The sequence below is a fragment of the Rhodococcus opacus B4 genome (genome assembly GCF_000010805.1).
Taxonomy (GTDB): Bacteria; Actinomycetota; Actinomycetes; order Mycobacteriales; family Mycobacteriaceae; genus Rhodococcus_F; species Rhodococcus_F opacus_C.
The window spans coordinates 5,757,307-5,776,586 of record NC_012522.1; the positions used below are offsets into that span (position 1 = coordinate 5,757,307).

The 19,280-nt window shown below is 69.5% G+C and carries 17 protein-coding genes; 12 read left to right on the forward strand and 5 right to left on the reverse strand.

Translation table 11 applies throughout. From position 1 onward, the window contains the following. The first annotated feature begins 2 nt into the window (after positions 1 to 2). The 7 genes from ROP_RS26195 to ROP_RS26225 all read left to right on the forward strand — a co-directional run bounded on the left by ROP_RS26195 (position 3) and on the right by ROP_RS26225 (position 8,859). Positions 3 to 581: a (2Fe-2S)-binding protein gene (locus tag ROP_RS26195; RefSeq protein WP_015889028.1), complete on the forward strand. Its 579-nt coding sequence runs from the start codon at positions 3 to 5 to the stop codon at positions 579 to 581. Continuing rightward, positions 578 to 2,977, forward strand: coding sequence for an aerobic carbon-monoxide dehydrogenase large subunit (locus ROP_RS26200; RefSeq protein ID WP_015889029.1), 2,400 nt, complete (start codon positions 578 to 580; stop codon positions 2,975 to 2,977). The genes ROP_RS26195 and ROP_RS26200 overlap by 4 nt, the downstream gene beginning before the upstream one ends. Positions 2,978 to 3,007: 30 nt before the next feature. Beyond that, positions 3,008 to 3,892 (forward strand): XdhC family protein, encoded by an 885-nt coding sequence (locus tag ROP_RS26205; protein ID WP_015889030.1) that lies wholly within the window; start codon positions 3,008 to 3,010, stop codon positions 3,890 to 3,892. Further along, entirely contained in the window at positions 3,889 to 4,776 is an 888-nt protein-coding gene (locus tag ROP_RS26210) for an AAA family ATPase (RefSeq protein ID WP_015889031.1), read from the forward strand. Before ROP_RS26205 ends, ROP_RS26210 begins: the two co-directional genes overlap by 4 nt. A 12-nt stretch (positions 4,777 to 4,788) precedes the next feature. Continuing rightward, positions 4,789 to 5,439 carry an SRPBCC family protein gene (locus ROP_RS26215; protein WP_015889032.1) on the forward strand — a complete coding sequence of 217 codons (651 nt, stop codon included), beginning with the start codon at positions 4,789 to 4,791 and terminating at the stop codon, positions 5,437 to 5,439. Continuing rightward, positions 5,436 to 6,644 carry a vWA domain-containing protein gene (locus ROP_RS26220; RefSeq protein WP_015889033.1) on the forward strand — a complete coding sequence of 403 codons (1,209 nt, stop codon included), beginning with the start codon at positions 5,436 to 5,438 and terminating at the stop codon, positions 6,642 to 6,644. The genes ROP_RS26215 and ROP_RS26220 overlap by 4 nt, the downstream gene beginning before the upstream one ends. 454 nt (positions 6,645 to 7,098) lie before the next feature. Continuing rightward, the gene (locus ROP_RS26225) at positions 7,099 to 8,859 is read left to right on the forward strand and encodes an MOSC domain-containing protein (RefSeq protein ID WP_015889034.1); all 1,761 of its coding nucleotides are present in this window, start codon (positions 7,099 to 7,101) and stop codon (positions 8,857 to 8,859) included. Between the two features lie 6 nt (positions 8,860 to 8,865). Here the strand turns inward: ROP_RS26225 and ligD are convergent, their stop codons facing one another. From ligD to ROP_RS26240, 3 genes are all read right to left on the reverse strand, one after another. Continuing rightward, a complete protein-coding gene (gene ligD / locus ROP_RS26230; RefSeq protein WP_015889035.1) occupies positions 8,866 to 9,837 on the reverse strand; it encodes a non-homologous end-joining DNA ligase in 972 nt (323 codons plus the stop codon). A 138-nt stretch (positions 9,838 to 9,975) separates the two neighbouring features. Then, positions 9,976 to 10,410 carry a PAS domain-containing protein gene (locus ROP_RS26235; protein WP_015889036.1) on the reverse strand — a complete coding sequence of 145 codons (435 nt, stop codon included), beginning with the start codon at positions 10,408 to 10,410 and terminating at the stop codon, positions 9,976 to 9,978. 72 nt (positions 10,411 to 10,482) lie between these two features. Further along, complete coding sequence (locus tag ROP_RS26240; protein WP_015889037.1) at positions 10,483 to 12,099, reverse strand: serine/threonine-protein kinase; 1,617 nt, start codon at positions 12,097 to 12,099, stop codon at positions 10,483 to 10,485. 145 nt (positions 12,100 to 12,244) lie between these two features. On the opposite strand from ROP_RS26240, the gene ROP_RS26245 reads away from it, so the two are divergent. Continuing rightward, positions 12,245 to 12,733, forward strand: a complete 489-nt coding sequence (locus ROP_RS26245; protein WP_015889038.1) for an FBP domain-containing protein — start codon at positions 12,245 to 12,247, stop codon at positions 12,731 to 12,733. A 12-nt stretch (positions 12,734 to 12,745) separates the two neighbouring features. Here the strand turns inward: ROP_RS26245 and ROP_RS26250 are convergent, their stop codons facing one another. Beyond that, positions 12,746 to 13,864, reverse strand: coding sequence for an AbrB family transcriptional regulator (locus tag ROP_RS26250; protein ID WP_015889039.1), 1,119 nt, complete (start codon positions 13,862 to 13,864; stop codon positions 12,746 to 12,748). 90 nt (positions 13,865 to 13,954) lie between these two features. Between ROP_RS26250 and ROP_RS26255 the strand changes: the two genes are divergently transcribed. From ROP_RS26255 to ROP_RS26270, 4 genes are all read left to right on the forward strand, one after another. Continuing rightward, entirely contained in the window at positions 13,955 to 14,653 is a 699-nt protein-coding gene (locus tag ROP_RS26255) for a GntR family transcriptional regulator (protein ID WP_015889040.1), read from the forward strand. A 158-nt stretch (positions 14,654 to 14,811) separates the two neighbouring features. Continuing rightward, complete coding sequence (locus ROP_RS26260; protein ID WP_015889041.1) at positions 14,812 to 15,876, forward strand: LacI family DNA-binding transcriptional regulator; 1,065 nt, start codon at positions 14,812 to 14,814, stop codon at positions 15,874 to 15,876. Positions 15,877 to 16,105: 229 nt separating this feature from the next. Next, complete coding sequence (locus tag ROP_RS26265) at positions 16,106 to 17,284, forward strand: Gfo/Idh/MocA family protein (protein WP_015889042.1); 1,179 nt, start codon at positions 16,106 to 16,108, stop codon at positions 17,282 to 17,284. Positions 17,285 to 17,333: 49 nt separating this feature from the next. Then, a complete protein-coding gene (locus tag ROP_RS26270; RefSeq protein ID WP_015889043.1) occupies positions 17,334 to 18,335 on the forward strand; it encodes a sugar phosphate isomerase/epimerase family protein in 1,002 nt (333 codons plus the stop codon). On the opposite strand, the gene ROP_RS26275 is transcribed toward ROP_RS26270, so the two are convergent. After that, positions 18,327 to 19,250: a LysR family transcriptional regulator gene (locus ROP_RS26275; RefSeq protein WP_050785128.1), complete on the reverse strand. Its 924-nt coding sequence runs from the start codon at positions 19,248 to 19,250 to the stop codon at positions 18,327 to 18,329. The genes ROP_RS26270 and ROP_RS26275 overlap by 9 nt on opposite strands. Positions 19,251 to 19,280: the final 30 nt, after the last annotated feature.

Sequence of the window (19,280 nt, forward strand, 5' to 3'; positions counted from 1 at the left end):
CCATGCAGGTGAACATGACCGTCAACGGTGAAGCAGTGACCGCCGAGGTGGAACCGCGCATGCTGCTGGTCCACTTCCTGCGCGACCAACTGGGCCTGACCGGGACCCACTGGGGCTGCGACACCAGCAACTGCGGCACGTGCGTCGTCACCGTGGACGGCGACCCGGTGAAGTCGTGCACGATGCTCGCCGCGATGGCCGGCGGGCACGACGTCCGCACCGTCGAGGGCCTCGAGCGCGACGGCGAACTCGATCCCGTCCAGCAGGGCTTCATGCAGTGTCACGGACTGCAGTGCGGGTTCTGCACGCCCGGCATGATGATGACGGCCCGGGCCCTGCTCGACCGCGTCGACAGCCCGGACGAGGCCACCATCCGGGAGGCGATCTCCGGGCAGATCTGCCGCTGCACCGGGTACACCACGATCGTGCGCTCGATCCAGTGGGCGGCGGATCACCGGGCCGGCGAAGCCGCCGAGCCCGAACCGGCAGGCGACTTCGACGCGGATGTCCAGGAGGACGAGACGCGGGGCGCCGAGGGCACGCCGAAGACAGTCGAAGAGCACGTGGGAAGTGCGTCATGACCACCGTCGAATCGCGTCCGCCCTCGGGCGACGCCGTCGTGGACAACGACAAGAAACCGTGCGGCCACGGCCGCATGCTCCGCAAGGAGGATCCCCGCTTCATCCGGGGACTCGGCAATTACGTCGACGACATCACCCTCCCCGGCATGCTGCACCTGGCGATCCTGCGGTCGCCGGTCGCGCACGCGCGGATCGTGAGCATCGATACCACCGCGGCGCAGGAACTTCCGAAGGTGACGGCGGTGGTGACGGGAGCCGACCTCGCCGCGAAGAACCTCGCGTGGATGCCGACGCTGTCCAACGACGTGCAGGCCGTGCTGGCCACCGACAAGGTGCGGTTCCAGGGCCAGGAGGTCGCATTCGTCATCGCCGAGGACCGCTATTCGGCCCGGGACGCGCTGGAACTGATCGACGTCGAGTACGACATGCTCGATCCTGTCGTCGACGCGCGGGCGGCGCTCGCGCCCGACGCGCCGGTGATCCGCGACGACCTCGACGGCAAGACGGACAATCACTGCTTCGACTGGGAGACAGGCGATGCCGCCGCGACCGAGGCCGTGTTCGCGAAGGCGGACGTGGTGGTGAAGCAGGAGATCGTCTATCCCCGGGTGCATCCGGCGCCGATGGAGACGTGCGGTGCGATCGCCGACATCGACCGGGTGTCCGGCAAGCTCACCCTGTACACCACGTCGCAGGCCCCGCACGCACACCGGACCGTGTACGCCCTCGTCTCGGGGATCCCGGAGCACAAGATCCGGGTGGTGTCCCCGGACATCGGCGGCGGTTTCGGCAACAAGGTGCCGATCTACCCGGGATACGTGTGCGCGATCGTCGCGTCGCTCGTGACGGGCAAACCGGTGAAGTGGATGGAGGACCGCAGCGAGAACCTGATGAGCACCGGGTTCGCCCGCGACTACATCATGGTCGGCGAGATCGCGGCGACCGCGGAGGGCAAGATGCTCGCGATCCGCACGAAGGTGCTGGCCGATCACGGGGCGTTCAACGGCACCGCGGCCCCGGTGAAATACCCCGCGGGCTTCTTCGGCGTGTTCACCGGCAGCTATGACATCGAGGCCGCGCACTGTGCGATGACGGCGGTCTACACGAACAAGGCGCCCGGCGGGGTGGCGTACGCCTGTTCGTTCCGTATCACCGAGGCCGTGTATCTGGTCGAGCGGCTCGTCGACTGCCTGGCGTTCGACCTGAAGATGGATCCGGCGGAACTGCGGCTGAAGAATCTGCTGAGGCCGGAACAGTTCCCGTACACCAGCAAGACCGGGTGGGTGTACGACTCGGGCGACTACGAGACCACCATGCGCAAGGCCATGGACATGATCGGCTACGACCACCTGCGGGAGGAGCAGAAGGAACGCCGCGACCGCGGTGAGCTGATGGGAATCGGCATGGCGTTCTTCACCGAAGCCGTCGGTGCCGGGCCCCGGAAAGACATGGACATTCTGGGACTGGGCATGGCCGACGGGTGCGAACTGCGGGTCCATCCCACGGGGAAGGCCGTCGTCCGGTTGTCGGTGCAAACCCAGGGGCAGGGCCACGAGACGACGTTCGCGCAGATCGTGGCGGAGGAACTCGGCATCCCGCCGGACGACATCGACGTGGTCCACGGCGACACCGACAACACGCCGTTCGGGCTCGGCACCTACGGCAGCAGGTCGACGCCGGTGTCCGGGGCGGCGGCCGCGCTGGTCGCCCGCAAGGTGCGGGACAAGGCGAAGATCATCGCGTCCGGGATGCTCGAGGCCTCGGTCGCGGACCTGGAGTGGGAGAAGGGTGAGTTCCATGTGAAGGGCGACCCGTCGGCGAAGGTGACCATCCAGGACATCGCGATGCGGGCGCACGGCGCAGGAGATCTGCCGGAGGGCATCGAAGGCGGGCTCGAGGCGCAGATCTGCTACAACCCCGAGAATCTGACGTACCCGTACGGCGCGTACTTCTGCGTCGTCGACGTCGATCCCGGTACTGCAGTGGTGAAGGTGCGGCGGTTCCTCGCCGTCGACGACTGCGGCACCCGCATCAACCCGATGATCATCGAGGGGCAGGTGCACGGCGGCATCGTCGACGGCATCGGCATGGCGCTGATGGAGATCATCGAATTCGACGAGGACGGCAACTGCCTCGGCGGGTCGCTGATGGACTACCTGATCCCCACCGCGCTGGAGGTCCCGAAACTCGAAACCGGCTTCACCGTCACCCCGTCGCCGCATCACCCGATCGGCGCCAAGGGCATCGGCGAATCAGCGACGGTCGGATCGCCGGCGGCCGTGGTGAACGCGGTCGTGGACGCGCTCGCGCCGTTCGGTGTGCGGCACGCCGACATGCCGCTCACCCCGTCCCGGGTGTGGGAGGCGATGCAGGGGCGTGCGACACCCCCGATCTGAAGATCGCCCCGTCGGCTGCGAGGAGGCCCGATGGATCTGAAAGAGCGTGCGGCGCAACTGGTACGCGACCGCAGGCCGTTCGTCCACGCGACCGTCGTGCGGGCGCAGCCGCCGACGTCCAGTCACACCGGCGACGAGGCGATCCTCCTGCAGGACGGGACGATCGAGGGTTTCGTCGGCGGGCAGTGCGCGCAGAATTCGGTGCGCACGGCCGCGCTGGGCGTGCTGGCGAGCAACGAGAGCGTCCTGCTGCGGGTCCTTCCCGACGGGGCCGTGCAGTTCCCGGAGACCCCGGGCGCGTCCGTCGTGGTGAACCCGTGCCTGTCCGGCGGCGCCATGGAGATCTTCCTCGAGCCGCAGCTGCCGCCGCCGCTCGTCAGGGTCTGCGGCACCACACCGATCGCGCAGTGCCTGGCGGGAATCGCGGAACTGCTGGGGTACGCCGTCGAGCACGACGACGCCGGGCCGTTCTCCGGCACCACGGCCGTGGTGCTGGCCGGCCACGGCGGCCCCGAAGCGGAGGTCATCCGCGCGGCGCTCGACGCCGGTGTCGGGTACGTCGGGCTCGTCGCCAGCCGAACCCGCGGGGGAGCGATCCTCGACACCCTGGGTCTCACCGAGTCCGAGCGGGCGCGGGTGCACACCCCGGTCGGCCTCGACATCGGGGCGCGGACGTCGGCGGAGATCGCGGTGTCGATCGCGGCCGAGTTGGTGCAGCAGCTGCGGAGAGCGGGACTTCGGGCGCCGGAGGACGGTTCGGCGCCGGCGGCGGTGGCGGAGGCGGTCGATCCGGTGTGCGGGATGCGCGTCGTCGTGGGACCGGACACCGCGCACCTCCGGCGCGACGGCCACGACTTCTGGTTCTGCGGGCCGGGCTGCCGGGCGTCGTTCGCACGGGAGACGGGAGCGGTATGACGGAGGGGTTCGAGGATGTGGCGGACGTGGTCCGGCGGTTCGACGCCGAGGACTATCTCCTGGACCTCGGAACCGCGTCGGCCCTGTACCTCGGGGCGGTCCTGCGCCGTCCACTGCTGCTCGAAGGCGAACCCGGAGTCGGCAAGACCACCGCGGCGAAGGCCCTGGCGACCGTTCTCGGCGCACCCCTGATCCGGTTGCAGTGCTACGAGGGACTCACCGCGAACGAGGCGCTCTACGACTGGAACTACCAGCGACAGCTGCTCACGATCCGGCTGGCCGAATCGCGCGGCAACGGCCTCACCGAGGACGACCTGTTCACCGAGGAGTTCCTGCTGGAACGTCCGATCCTGCACTGTGTCAGATACCGGGGGCCGACCCCGCCCGTGCTGCTGATCGACGAAATCGACCGAGCCGACGACGAGTTCGAGGCACTGCTCCTCGAATTCCTCGGGGAGGCGTCGGTGACCGTTCCGGAACTGGGAACGTTCACGGCCGAACATCATCCCGTCGTCGTGCTGACGTCCAACCGGAGCCGCGACCTCCACGACGCGCTGCGCAGGCGGTGCCTGTACCACTGGATCGACTACCCGGAGCCGGCGCGGGCCGCCGCGATCGTGCGTCGCACGGTGTCCGTGGCGTCCGAACTCCTCATCGAGCACGCCACCCGGTTCGTCGGCCGTGCCCGTGAACTCGATCTCGACAAGCCCCCCGGAATCGCGGAGACGATCGACTGGGTGTCCGCGCTCGCGGCGCTGGGTGTGGCCGATCTGGTTCGCGAAGTCGCGATCTCGAGCCTGAGTGCGCTCGCGAAGACGCCGGACGACCGCACAATGGTTCAGGACGCATTCGTCGAGTACGCGCACGGCCTGGCCACCGGATGAGAGGGTTCCGTCATGAAGATCGCCAACGAGTTCACCGTCAGCGCCCCGATCGAGCAGGCGTGGGAGGTGCTCAGCGACCTCGAGGAAGTTGCCCCGCTGCTGCCCGGTGCGCAGATGACCGGGCGGGAGGGCGACGACTACCTGGGGAAGGTGAAGGTCAAGGTCGGCCCGGTGACGAGTGAGTTCAAGGGCAAGGCCACCTTCGTCGAACGGGACGCGCAGCAGCACCGCGCCGTGATCGACGCCCGCGGCCGGGACTCGCGTGGTTCCGGCAACGCGTCCGCGACGATCACCGCCCAGTTGCACGAGGCGGGCGACGGCACCCGCGTCACCGTGGACACCGACATGAAGATCGTCGGCAAACTCGCACAGTTCGGCAGCGGGATGATCCAGCAGGTGTCGGAGAAACTCATGGGGCAGTTCGCGGAATCGCTGGAGGCGAGACTCGCCGGAGGACCCGTCGACGAGCCGGTCTCGGTGCCTGCCGCGGCCGACTCCGCCGCCCCCACGACGCTGTCCGTGGCCCCGCCCGCTGCCGAACCGGCTGCGCTGGACCTGCTGGCTCTCTCCGGCGCCGGGGCCTGGAAACGGTACGCCCCGATCCTCGCCGCCGTCCTCGCGGGAATCGTGGTCGTCCTCGTGGTGGGCCGCCGCAGGCGATGACCGCGTCGGGGATCCTGCGCGGCGTCGATCTCGCGGCGTTCGCCGTGGCACTCGTCGCCCGGTTGCGCACCCGCGGCGTCGTCGTCTCGGCGAGCGGTCCCGCAGTCTTCGTGCAGGCGCTGCATCTGTCGCCGCCGGGTTCACGTTCGCGGCTGTACTGGTCGGCGCGGCTGACGCTCGTCAACCGCGTCGACGACCTCGCGTCGTTCGACGCGGTGTTCTCCGCGGTCTTCGAGGACGCGCTGCTGTCGGTGGACCCGCATGCGCGGCGCGCCGCTGCCGGACGGGAGTCGGCGCTCGTCGCCGTCCGCGACGGCCGCGACCGGTCCGGTGACGCGCAGGACGTCGAGGGCGTGCCGTGGATGACCAGACCGCGGATGACCGGCGGCGACGCCGACGGCCGTCACGACATGCTCACCGCGGTGCCGGACACCCTGCCCAGCAGGCTCGTGGCCCGCGCCGACGAACCCTTCGCCCGATTCGACGCCGGCGACCTCCGGCTCCTCGGAGCCTGGCTGGAACAGGCCACCGCGGCCTGGCCGTCCCGCCGCACCCGGCGTCGCGAAGTGCATCGCCGCGGCAGGCGTATCGACCTGCGGGCCACCATGAACCGGTCGAGAGCCACGGGCTGGGAGCCGGTGGTGCTCGCGCGGAGCCGCGCCCGGAACCGTCCGCGCCGTATCGTCATGCTGTGCGACGTGAGCCGGTCGATGCAGCCGTACGCCGCGATCTACCTCCATCTGATGCGAGCGGCGGTGCAACGGCAGACCGCGGGCAGGCCGGAGGTGTTCGCGTTCTCCACGTCGCTGACGAGGCTCACCCCGGTGCTCGCCCACCGCAGCGCCGAGACCGCGGTCCGCAGGGCGAACGAGAAGGTGGTCGACCGATTCGGGGGCACCCACATCGCGGGCAGCGTGAGTGAACTGCTCGCGTCCCCGCACGGCAACGCGCTGCGCGGCGCACTCGTGGTCATCGCGTCCGACGGCTGGGACAGCGACGACCCGGAGCGCCTGGCGCACGCCCTCACCCGGGTGCGTCGTCGCGCCCATCGCCTGGTCTGGCTCAACCCCCGCGCCGGCGACCCCGGCTTCCGGCCGCTCGCCGGTTCGATGGCTGCCGCGCTGCCCTTCTGCGACGCCTTCCTCCCCGCGCACTCGGTGTCCGCGCTGCGCGACGTGCTGGACGTGATCGGCCGGCTGGGCTGAGCGGGTGGCCCGACTCCACCCCCAGGGTTCCTGGCAGTGGTGACGTCCGTCCCGGATGCTCGAACGACGGTGCTGCACACCGCGCTTCAGCTCACAGGAGGAACAATGTCGACTACCAGAACTTCCGCCAGGATCGTGGCGGCCATCGGGGCGATCCTCGCCGCCCTCTCGATCTCGTTGGTGGGGACCGCCGAAATCGCCGGCGCCAGACCCTGTCAGAACGATTGTCACGCACCCGTTCCCAAACCGCCGGTAGACGGCTGCCAACTCTGTAATCCCAACCCGCCACCGCCTCCGCCGCCGCCCCCGCCGCCCCGGTAGGGAAGAGTTCGGCGCACGAGACACGCGCCTCGGCCGCACGGCCGGGGCGTGCGTCGTTGATCCGCGGGTCGGGATGACAGATGATCGATCGGGGACCGATCGAGCGTCGTACCGACCAGAAGAGGCGAATACCGTGGCCACGCTTCGTTCATTGAATGTCGGGTTGCCCCGGGACGTGTCCTGGCGGGGGCGGACCGTGCACACCGGCGTCTGGAAACGCCCCGTCGACGGCCCACTGATGGTCCGGAGACTCAACATCGACGGCGACGGTCAGGGCGACCTCGGCGGACACGGTGGGGAGAATCGCGCCGTGCTCGTCTATCAGACCGAGTCCTACCGTTATTGGAGTGAGCACCTTCACCGTAACGATCTCGAACCCGGACATTTCGGCGAAAACTTCACCGTCGACGGCCTGCCCGACGACGAGGTCTGCATCGGCGATCGCTACCGGATCGGAACCGCGGTCTTCGAGGTCACCCAGCCCCGCGTGACGTGCTACCGGGTGGGCATGCGCATGAACGAACCGCAGATGGCGGCGTTGCTCGTGTCCCACGGCAGGCCCGGCTTCTACCTCCGGGTGATCGAGGAAGGGGAGGTCGAGGCCGGCCAGGACATCGTGAAGGTCGCCGCAGGCCCGGAAGCGGTGCCCGTCTCGGAGATCGACGCGCTCCTGTACCTGCCCGGCCACCCCCGCGACGCGCTCGCGCGGTCGCTGCGGATCCCGGCGCTCAGCCCCGGGTGGAAGGATTCGCTGCAGAGCATTCTGAACCGGGCGGATTCGGGTGCCGGCGGAAACGTCGGGCTGACGAAGTCCGCCGGCAGTCCGCCGCCGGCGTGGCCCGGGTTCCGCCCGCTGACGGTGACCCGGATCCGCGGCGAGAGTCGCCGCGTCCTCTCGTTGTCGCTGGCCGCACCGGACGGTTCGGCGTTGCCGTCCTGGCAGGCGGGCCAGTCGGTCACGCTGCGGCTGCACCCCGGCGACGTGCCGGGCCCGGTGATCCGCAGCTATTCGCTGTCCAATCGCCCCGGCGCCGCCGAATACCGGATCAGCGTGAAACGGGAACCGCACGGCGTGGCCGGCCGATACGTCCATTCGCGTGTGCGCCTCGGTGACACCCTCGAGGTGGCGGCCCCGCGAGGGACGTTCTTCCTGGACGGCGAGACGAGGCCGGTGGTGCTCGTGTCCGCGGGCGTGGGTGTCACACCCCTGCTGTCGATGTTGTACGCACTCGCGGACGCGGGGTCGTCGCGGCAGGTGTGGTGGGTCCACGGTGCCCGGGACGGATCCGAGCATCCCTTCGCCGAGGAAAGCCGCGCCCTCCTGGGGCGACTGCCGGGCAGTCGCTCGCACATCGCCTACAGCTCCCCTGCCGAAACCGACAGCAGGGGAGCCGACTACACCACGGCGGGCCGGCTCACGGGGGAGCTGATCGCGGGTCTCGGCCTGCCCGCCGACGCGGATGCCTATCTGTGCGGTCCCGCGTCGTTCATGGCCGATCTCGGATCCGCGCTCGCCGCCGACGGACTCGACCCGGCGCGGATTCACGTCGAGACGTTCGGTGCCGAGGGAGCCCTCAATCCCGGTGTGGTTCCGTCGTCTTCGGTTGCGGCCCACCCGCCGCCCGGACCGCCGGGCACCGGCCCGGCGGTCTCGTTCGCGCGCAGCGGGCTCACCGTGCCGTGGGATCCGGGGCGGGGAACCCTCCTCGAATTCGCCGAGGCGTGTGACGTGCCGACACGCTGGTCCTGTCGCACCGGCGTCTGCCACACGTGCGAAACGGCGCTCCTGTCCGGGGCCGTCGACTACGACCCGGAACCCGTCGAACCACCGGCGGTCGGGAACACCCTCATCTGCTGCACCAGCCCGGCCGACGACGTGGTGCTCGACCTGTAGCGCCGACTAGTCCTCCGCGCCACCGGGATCCGGCTCGCCCTCGGCCTCGTCGCGGTCCGCCCACTCCAGCAGCGGCTCGAGCGAGAACACGGCGTCGTCGATTCCCGCGTGCAGATCACCGAGTGTCGCGAAGCGCTCGGGAACGGTGGCGATCGTGAACTCGTGCGGGTCCACGTCGGCGATCTCGTCCCACGTCACCGGGGTGGACACCGTCGCTTCGGGCACACCCCGCACCGAATACGCGCTGGCGATGGTGTGATCGCGGGCGTTCTGGTTGTAGTCGACGAACAACTTGCGCGGATCCCGGTCCTTGCGCCACCAGGTGGTGGTCACGTCCTTCGGTGCCCGGCGCTCCACCTCGCGGGCGAAGGCCAGCGCGGCCCGCCGGACGTCGCCGAAACCCCAGTCGGGCCGGATCCGGACGTACACGTGCATGCCGCTGCCACCGGACGTCTTCGGCCACCCCGTCGCACCCAGTTCGTCGAGCACCTCGTGCACCACCCCGGCGACGCGCCGCACCGTGTCGAACCCGCACTCGGGCATCGGATCGAGATCGATCCGCCACTCGTCGGGACGTTCGACGTCCGCGCGGCGCGAGTTCCACGGATGGAACTCGACCGTGGACATCTGCACCGCCCAGATCACGTCCGCCGGGTGCGTGACACACAGTTCGTCGGCGTGGCGGTTGTACCGCGGAAACGTCACACGGACCGTCTGCACCCAGTCCGGCGCGCCGTGCGGCAACCGCTTCTGGTGCACCTTCTCGCCGCTCAGGCCGTCCGGGAAGCGGTGCATCATGCAGGGGCGTTCGCGCAGTGCGCGCACGATGCCGTCGCCGACGCTCAGGTAGTAGTTCGCGAGGTCGAGTTTCGTGGCGCCGGTGGCGGGGAAGTAGACACGCTCCGGGTGCGAGATCCGCACGGTCCGGTCGCCGACCTCCAACTCGACAGCGGGTGACTTGTCCTTACCGGTCGCCATGCAGCCAACCTAACCCGCGGCAGATCGGCCCCGCGCGGTTTCGTGACCATCCCCGTCGCGCTGTTTGCACACGGATTTGCTGAATTCCGGCGCAATTGCGCGGGAATCCGACCAATGTCCGTGCGTTTGTGGCGCGGGTCAGAAGCCGGGGGCCCGGCCGCCGTTCCACAGCTGTTCGGTGACGTCGTGGAAGCAGACGAGCGTCACCGGATCGTCCTGCCGGCGGAGGATGGGCCTGCTGACGAGTGCGCGCACCCGTGATCCGTCCTGATGCGCGAGGTCGACGGGGGTGCTCGCGGACTCCCGGAGATGTTCGACCGCGTCGGCGCCCGTCGACGCCCCGTCCAGGTCGAGGAGTTCGGACACGGAGCGTCCGCGCAGGGATGCGACGGGGTGCCCCAGCATCGCCTCGAAAGCACTGTTCACGTGGACGACCGTGCCGTCGTCTTCGACCGCCAGGACGGGAACCGGCAGGCGTTCGAGCAGGACGAGGGCCGGTAGCTGCTCGAGGTAGCCCAATGGTGTGTCCGGGATCGGGCGACGTCTCTCCTCATGATCTGCCTCAGCGCTCACAGCCCTATACTCTCACCGATTCCGACCGCCCGTCCCGTTGTCGCCGCAGACGGCGATTCATCGGCCGGGGATTCATCGGTATGCGGCCTCGATCATCGGTTCTGTCGCGAGGACCCGGCCGTCGCCGCCGACGATGGTCAGGGCGGACGGGGAGAGCCGGTACTCGGTGCCGCCGTCGCCGGTGGCGACGAAGCCGGAACCGCTGGGGCTCGGGTCGTCGACGGAGATCGCGGCGCCGTCGCTGATGCGCACTCCCTGGTAGTAGTAGCGTCCCACTCCCGTCTCGCACACCACGACCAGGGACTTCGTGGTGCGACCGATGAACACGGCCGGGTTGGTGTAGTTGCATCGTGCATCGGACGGGGGCAGGAACCCCTGCCGATCGGCGCCCGTCACCTCGCCGACGACCGGCGGCGGGGGAGCCGTCGTGATTCTGGTCGTGGTTCTCGGCGGAGTCGCGGCGGGCGGCACCGTCGCCGGAGCCGCCTTCGTGGTCGCGACGGGGACGTCCTCCGTGACAGGAATGCGGACCTGGCTGCTTCCGGCAGCGGCGACCGCGGGGGCATCCTGGTCGTTCCGGTCCAGCACGAGCCATCCGACCACTCCGCCGAGTGCGAGCAGCGCGATCACCAGCACGGTCACTGTCACCGGGACGGCCACCGACCGTCGTGCCGGCGGGGCGGCGTAGGGAGTGGGCGGGTAGTACGGAGTCTGCGGCGGCGGGGCGGGCGGACCACTGTGGAACGCGGTCGGCGGGTAGACGGGAGGACGGCCGCGGTCGTCGACCCGCGTCGCCTCGGACCGCAGAGCCGGCGACGGCTCCGGGCGGGTCGCGATGTCGGTTTCGGTCTTCCGCTCGCGGGCGGTCAACGCGGAGCGGGCCGCCGCCGCGAAGGCGCCCGCCGTCGCGTACCGCTCGCGGGGATCCTTGGCCAGGCCACGGGCGATCACGTCGTCGAACGTCGCGGGCACGTCGGGTCGGATCGAGCTGGGGCTGGGCACGGGCGTCGTGAGGTGCGCCCGGATCGCGCTGCTGATGCTGTTGGACGGAAACGGAATGGACCCGGTGAGGCATTCGTAGAGGACGCACGCCAGCGAGTAGACGTCCGCGCGGGCATCGACCGGTGCGTTGTCGAACCGCTCGGGCGCCATGTACGCGTAGGAACCGACGGCGCTGCCGAGGGTGGTCAGGCGGAGATCGGAACTCGAGTGCGCGATCCCGAAGTCGACGAGGTACGCGAATTCACCGGCCGTGACGAGGATGTTCTCCGGCTTCACGTCGCGGTGGATGAGACCGTCGGCGTGCGCGGCGTCGAGCGCCGCCGCGATCTGGTCGATTACCGCCACCGCGTGTGCGGGGCCCATCGTGCCACGCGCGCGGAGCAGCGCCCGCAGGTCCTGCCCGACGACCAGGCGCATGTCGATGTAGAGCACCCCGTCGATCTCGCCCCAGTCGTGGATGGGGATGACGTGCGGCTCCTGCAACCGGGCCGCGGCATGCGATTCGCGGCGGAACCGCTGCTGGTACGTGGGGTCCTTCGCGAGGTCGACGTCGAGGATCTTGAGTGCGACGGTGCGGTCCTTGGTGGTGTCGTACGCCTCGTACACCTCACCCATTCCGCCGAGACCGAGCAGAGCCCTGAGATGGTAGTGCCCGAACTGCGAGCCGACCCGTGTACCTGCCGCCATTCCCCATCCCCTCGAAAGCCGGAAACAGCACGATACACGCAGGGTCGGACGCGTGGATCGCCGAAAAATCCGTTGCTCGCCGCCGCCGCGGTCCGTACTGTCACGTGGCTTCGTCCACCCGTCGACAGAAGGAGTTCATTTCGTCATGGAACCCGTCACCGAACACGACATCCGGTCGTCGTTCATCAATTGCTCCAAGGGCGACGCCAAGCGCCTTCCGGTCCCTCGTGACCTGGACGAGCGGCCCTGGGAGGATCTCGACTTCCTCGGCTGGAGTGACCCGTCGTTTCCCGGCCGCTGCTATGTCGTGGTACCGCGGGACGGTCGTCTGGTCGGCGTCGCCCTGCGCTACGAAACGGGCGGCTACCGCCGTGCGCAGATGTGCACGGTCTGCATGACCACGCATGCGAGTGGCGGGGTCTCGCTGATGACCGCGCGCAAGTCGGGGGAGTCCGGACGCCGGGGCAACTCGATCGGCACCTACATGTGCGCCGATCTCGCCTGCTCGCTGTACGCGCGCCGGAAGAAGTCGCCCGCGCTCGGCAGGCAGTACCGCGAGGATCTCGAGCCGGAGGAGAGGATCGCGCGGGTCCGCGACAATCTCGACGCGTTCATCTCCCGGGTCTACGGCTGATCGCACCCAGAGTTAGGCTCGCCGGCGCCGAGAACTGAAGTGGGCAAATGCCTTCGCCATGATCGGGGTGGTGACGAGCATGATGACCAGGCGCAGCACCTGAGCGGCCGCGACGAACGTGACGTTGGACGAGGTGGACGCCGACACGGCGAGCACCGCCGCCAGGCCGCCGGGGGTGGTGGCGAGATAGGCCTCGAGGAGGCTCGCGCCGGTGAGGTGGGATAGCAGGATGCCCAGACCTGCGCAGGCCGCCCCGACCAGAAGGGTGAGCAGCGCGGCGTACGGCAGGATTCGTCCGATTGCTCGCAGGCTCGCGCGGTCGAATGCGAGCCCGGCCTGCCAGCCGATGAGGATCAACGCGGCGGTCATCAGCATCGGCGGCACCGAGACGGCGTCGCTCCAGCCGCCGAGTTCGAATCCGGCGCTCACCGCCAGTGGTCCCAGTGTCGCGGGTGCGGGCAGACGGAGAAGTGACGCCACGGCGGTGCCGCCCACGATGAACAGTGCCAGGAACGGCAGTGCCACATACCATTCGGCGCCGCTGCCGTCGGTGGCCGCCGCAGTGTCCGCGCCGGTATCCGCGCGGAAGCCGAACGTGACGATCATCGGCATCGACACCACGACGAGCGCCACCCTCAGGTATTGCACCACCGCGACCACGCGATCGTCGCCGCCGAGTTCGCGGGCCATTGCGACGAGTCCGGTGGCGCCGCCCGCAGTCATGGCGAGGGATCCCGTCACCGCGTCCACGTCACGATGCAGCGCGAGGAGTGCGCCGGCCGCCACGCTGATCACCAGGGTCGCGGCCGCGATCGAGACCACCGGCACCCACAGCGAGCCCAGGGCGGCGATCGTCTCCCGGTGCACCATCAGCCCGACCGCGCTGGCCAGCACGCCCTGGGCAAGCTTGCCCAGCGGGCGGGGCACCCGGGACGGGCCCCGTCCGGCGACCGCCATGGCCGCCGCGACGATCAGGGCGGCGAACAGGCCCGCCGCCGTCAGTCCGATGCTCTCGCCGAGCGCCCACCCGCCGGCCGAGAGTGCGATCAGTGCGGCCCATCGGAGTGCGTGACGACGCAGTTCGGATGTACGCGTCGGCACGGACCGTTCCGGGGTGTGCACGTCGTTCACGATCGGACGCCTGTTCCAGGATGTTGTTCTTCGGTGGTGTGCATTAATGTATACCTTAGCTGATGCCATTGCGAACGTTAGAATGTATGCATGGCGGGCGAGAGCAAGAGTGAACAGGTATACGGGCAGCTCAAGACGGACATCCTGAACGGGATTCTGTCTCCGGGACAGTCGCTGAGCGCGATCGACGTCGGCTCGCGGTACTCAGCGTCGCGTACCCCCGTCCGTCAGGCCTTCCTTCGACTGGAGGCGGAAGGGCTGGTCTCGCTCGTCGACCGGCAGGGCGCGCGGGTTGCCCCGATCTCGATCAAGAGTGTCCGCGACCTCTTCGAACTGCGCATACTGCTGGAGGCGGCCGCGGCGCGGATGGTCGCCGAGGCCGTCGCGCGCGACGGCGCGGCACGGCAGCAGTTCGAAGAGGTGGCGGAAGCACTCGAGGCGATCGCCGAGGAGGAGCCTTCCGACTCCCGGCGGGATCGCTTCTATGCGCTCACCGAAAACTACGACCAGGCGGTCATCGCGCACACCCGGAACTCGCAGCTCGCCCGCTCGATCGCCGAACTCCGCCCGCACACCGAGCGGCTGCGCAACATCGCCCACTCCCGCCCCGACCGCCTGGACGTCTCGTTGGCGGAGCACCTGTCGATGTGCCGGGCGATCCTCGCGGGTGACGGCGCCGCAGCCGCCGCGGCCTGTGCCGAGCATCTGACCCAGACGCAGAAGACCATCCTCGACGCCGTCGTCGACCCGCACGGATCGGCCGTCGCCATCGACCTCGTCACGGCGTAGCCGGCACGGTCTAACCGGGTCTATTGAACCGGTCTAGCTCGGGCTATCATGGGGTGCCGCACGCATTCCGGGCACGAGCTGAACCGTCGCCCTGGTTCCGCTTTCGGGTCGGATACGCTGTGGTGTCTCGTGGTCCGGCGAGGGTGAGGGGGCAGATCATGCAACGCGACGACGACGCCCGGAGTGACGGCCCCGCGCAGGCCGCGAAACGCGCCGTCACGATGCAGGACATCGCGGACCGCGTGGGGGTGTCGAAGGCTTTGGTGTCCATGGTCTTCCGCCGTGTCGCCGGCCCGAGTGCCGAGACGCGTAAACGCGTTCTCGAGGTGGCGGACGAGCTGGGTTACCGGCCCAATCGCACGGCCGCGTTGATGTCTCTGCGGCGGACGCATCTCGTCGGCGTGATGGCCGATATCCGCAACAGCTTCCATGCCGAGATGGTCGAATACCTCGTCGCCGCCGCGGACGAACACGGGTACGAGGTGGTGCTCGGTGCGGTCACCCCGACCCACGGAGAGCAGAAGGTCGTCGAGACGCTGCTCGATTTCCGGTGCGAGGCCCTGATCCTGCTCGGCACCGAACTCGGCACCGGTGTGCTCGACGCACTCGCCGAGCGGGTTCCGGTGGTCGTGGTGGGCCGCCGTGTCGGCGGCAACGTCGACGTGGTGCGGACGGCCGACGGCAAGGGCATCGGGACCGTCGTCGATCACGTGGTGGGCCTAGGGCATCGCCGGATCGCGCACCTCAGCGGCGGTGACGGCACGATTGCGTCCGATCGGCGCACCGGTTACACGCGCGCGATGCGGCGGCACGGACTCGACGCCGACGTCGTGGACGGCGACTTCACCGACGGCGCGGGCACCGAGGCGGCGCGGACCCTCCTGGCGCGGCCGCACCTGCCGACCGCGGTGATCGCCGTCAACGATCGCAGTGCCATCGGGCTCATCACCGAACTGCGCCGGGTGGGCCTGCGGATTCCCGAGGACGTCTCGGTGTCGGGTTACGACGACAGCACCCTGGCGCAACTCGCGCACCTCGACCTCACCTCGGTCAATCAGCAACCGCGGGAGCAGGCCGCGAAGGCGGTCGACGCGGTCATCGAACGCCTCGACCGGGGGCGGACCGAATCCGCCTCGATCGTGCTGCGGCCCCAACTGGTCGTGCGCCGGACCACCGGTCCCGTGTCGGCGTCGGTGGAGGGGCCGCAATCCGGCGTGTCCTGATCGCCGGCCCAGCCTGAATTCGCAACGCCCGCAAGGGTGTTGATTCGTCGTGCCCGGTGTCGGTCCTGCATCGAGCGCACGACCGCTTCCGGGGGCTTGACACCACTGCGTGACTCAGCTCATAGTAGTCGTACTAGACCGGTCAAATAGACCGAACTAGCCGGAGGCGTACCGCACACATCTCCGACTCGTCCGACCCGCAGAATCCCCACATCGAAAGGCTTCACTCATGACCTCCAACTCGATCGGTGTCGCCGTCATCGGCGGCGGCATGGCCGGACGAGCGCACGCCGCCGGGTACCGGACCGCGTCGACGCTGTTCGGCACCGACCGTCCCGACGTGCGGCTGGTCGCCGTCGCCGACACCAACGAGGCCGTTGCCGACGACACCGCCAAGCGGTACGGCTACGAGCGGGCCGAGTACAGCTGGCAGGCGATCGCCGAATCCCCGGACATCGACGCGGTGAGCGTCGTCGTCGCCAACCAGCTGCACCGGGAGATCGTCGAAGGGCTCCTCGCCGCCGGCAAGCACGTGCTGTGCGAGAAGCCGCTGGCCGGGTCGATCGCGGACGCCGAGTCGATGGTCGCCGCGGCGGCGGACGCCGACACCATCGCGACCGTCGGATACACCTACCGCCGCTCGCCCGCGATCCAGGCGATCCGGGACGAACTCGCGACCGGCCGTCTCGGCGAGATCATCCACTTCAACGGGCACTACTGGTGCGACTACGGCCTCGACCCCGCCTCGCCGATCACGTGGCGGCACCGCGGCGGTCCCGGAACCGGCGCGCTCGCGGACGTCGGCAGCCACCTGCTCGACATGGCCGAATTCGTGTGCGGTCCCATCGTCGAGATCAGCGGCGCCACCTTCGCCACGGTGATCACGGAACGTCCCGTGCCTGCGGGAGTCACCTACGGCCACACCAAGGCCGAGACCACCGGGGAGATGGCTCCCGTGGAGAACGAGGACCTCGCGACGTTCACCGCGCGCTTCCAGAACGGCGCGGTCGGCACGTTCTCCGCTTCCCGCGTTGCGCACCAGCTTCCGGACGGGCTCGGATTCGAGCTGTTCGGGACGTCCGGCTCCGCCGCCTTCGACCTGGCGCGCGCCGCCGAATTCTCGGTGTCCAGCGAGGGCATCGACGCCGCTGTCAACGGTCAGCGACGGGTGATCGTCGGACCGCAGCACCCGTACATCCAGGGCGGCCTGCCGATGGATGCGGGCGGCGTGGGACACGGCAAGGCCGAGTTCTTCGCCTACCAGGCGCGGGCTTTCCTCGACCAGATCGCCGGCATCGACAACCTGGGACCGCTGCCGACGTTCGCCCACGCGCTGCGCGGCATGCAGATCGTCACCGCCGTCGCCGAGTCCGCCCGCTCGAACGGGGCAGCCGTCAAGATCGGCTGACCCGGCCACCTCGCCCGACTCGACCTTTTCTCACAACTAAGGACCACTCATGAAGCTCGGTGTCTACACCGCCATCCTGCACGACCGCAGCCTGCGCGAGGCGCTGGAGACCATCGCGTCCCTCGGGCTCGAGGGCGCGGAGATCAACGCGGGCGGATTCCTGCCCACCCCGCACCTGCCCGTCAAGGAACTCCTCTCCGGCGAGGTGTCGCCGCAGGACTATCTGAAGGTGTTCGACGAGACCGGCGTCGCCATCGCCGGCCTGAACTGCAACGGCAACCCCCTGCACGCCGACCCCGAGGTCGGCGTCGAGGACGCCGAGGACCTGCGCAACGCCATCAAGGTTGCCGGCCTGCTCGGCGTCGACCGGGTGGTCACCATGTCGGGGCTGCCCGCCGCGCACGCGGGCGGCCAGTGGCCGGCATGGCACGTGAACACCTGGGACAGCGGCTATCTCGACTCCCTCGACTACCAGTGGGATCAGGTCGCGGTGCCGTTCTGGAAGGAGATCGACGCGCTCGCCCGGGAGAACGGGGTCAAGGTCGCGATCGAGATGCATCCGCAGAACCTGGTGTTCAACCCGCCGACGCTGAAGCGTCTGGTCGAGAAGACCGGTGCGACCAACGTCGGTGCCGAGATGGACCCGTCGCACCTGTTCTGGCAGGGCATCGACCCGGTCGCCGCGGTCGACTGGCTCGGTGACCTCGTCTTCCACGCGGCCGCGAAGGACACCCGGATCAACGAGAACTGCAAGATCTACGGCGTCCTCGACGACCGGTTCACCCGGATCCCCGCCGACCAGAACCCCACCGGGCTCGGCGGCAAGCACGTGGTCAACAAGTGGCCCGAGGACTCGGCGTGGGACTTCGTCGCCGTCGGCCGCGGACACGACGTCGACTTCTGGTCACGCTTCCTCGCGGCGCTGCAGCGCGTCGACCCCGACATGGCCGTCAACATCGAGCACGAGGATGTCGAACTCGGACAGCTCGAAGGCTTGCAGGTCGCGGCCCGCACGCTGAAGGACGCCGCGTCCGCCGTCGCGTCACGCTAGGACTCCCGACTCCCCACCCGTCGCCGAGCGGGTGGGGAGTTCTGTCCGCTGCGCGGCCAGGCGGTCGAGGACCAGCCGTAGCGGCGGCCAGGTGGACCTGCCACGGCGGGTCACGGCGTACGCCGTCAGCACGACCTTCGGGTCGGCGAGCGGGAGCACCGTGACCTCGCTGCGGGTGGGGCGGTCGGCGGGAAGCAGGCCCACGCCGTAGCCCGCGGTGATGAGGTCCTCGACGAGGTCGAGGCTGTCGATCTGATGGGCGATCCGCGGCGTGAAACCCGCGAGCGAGGCCAGCGTGCGGACGGCGTCCTCGTCGGCGGTGTTGCGGGAGTTCACGATCCACGGCGAATCGGCATACGCCGCGACATCCGCGTCCTCGTCGGCGGCGGGTGCGGGAACGCCGAGACCCCACGGCGTCGACCACAGCGGAACCGCCTCGAGCGCAGCACCGGGTGAGGCCGGCGCCAGGTTGTAGTCGTAGGTCAGGGCGAGATCGAGTTCGTCGTCGGCGAGCAGCGCGAACGCCTCGACCGGCTCGTATTCGCTGATCACCACGTCCACCTGCGTGTGGGTCTGCGCCAGTTCGGCGACGACGGGCAGCAGCGACACCCGGATGCCGGTCGCGAAACCGCCGACGCGCAGGGTGCCGACCGGTTCGGCGTGGGGGTCGAGGTCGAGGCGGGCGGCGTCGACGGCCGCCAGAATCGTGACGGCGTGATCGGCGAGCCGGCGGCCGGCCGGGGTGAGCCGCACCCGTCGGCCGGTCGGTTCGATCAGCTGCGCACCCGTCTCCTTCGCCAGCGCGGCGATCTGCTGGGAGACGGTCGAGGTGGTCAGCCGGTGGGTCTCGGCGACCGCGCGCATCGAGCCCAGGCGGGAGAGTTCGAGCAGGAGGTGCAGGCGTCGGGTATCCACCCCCACATTGTTCGCGATATCCGAACGGTT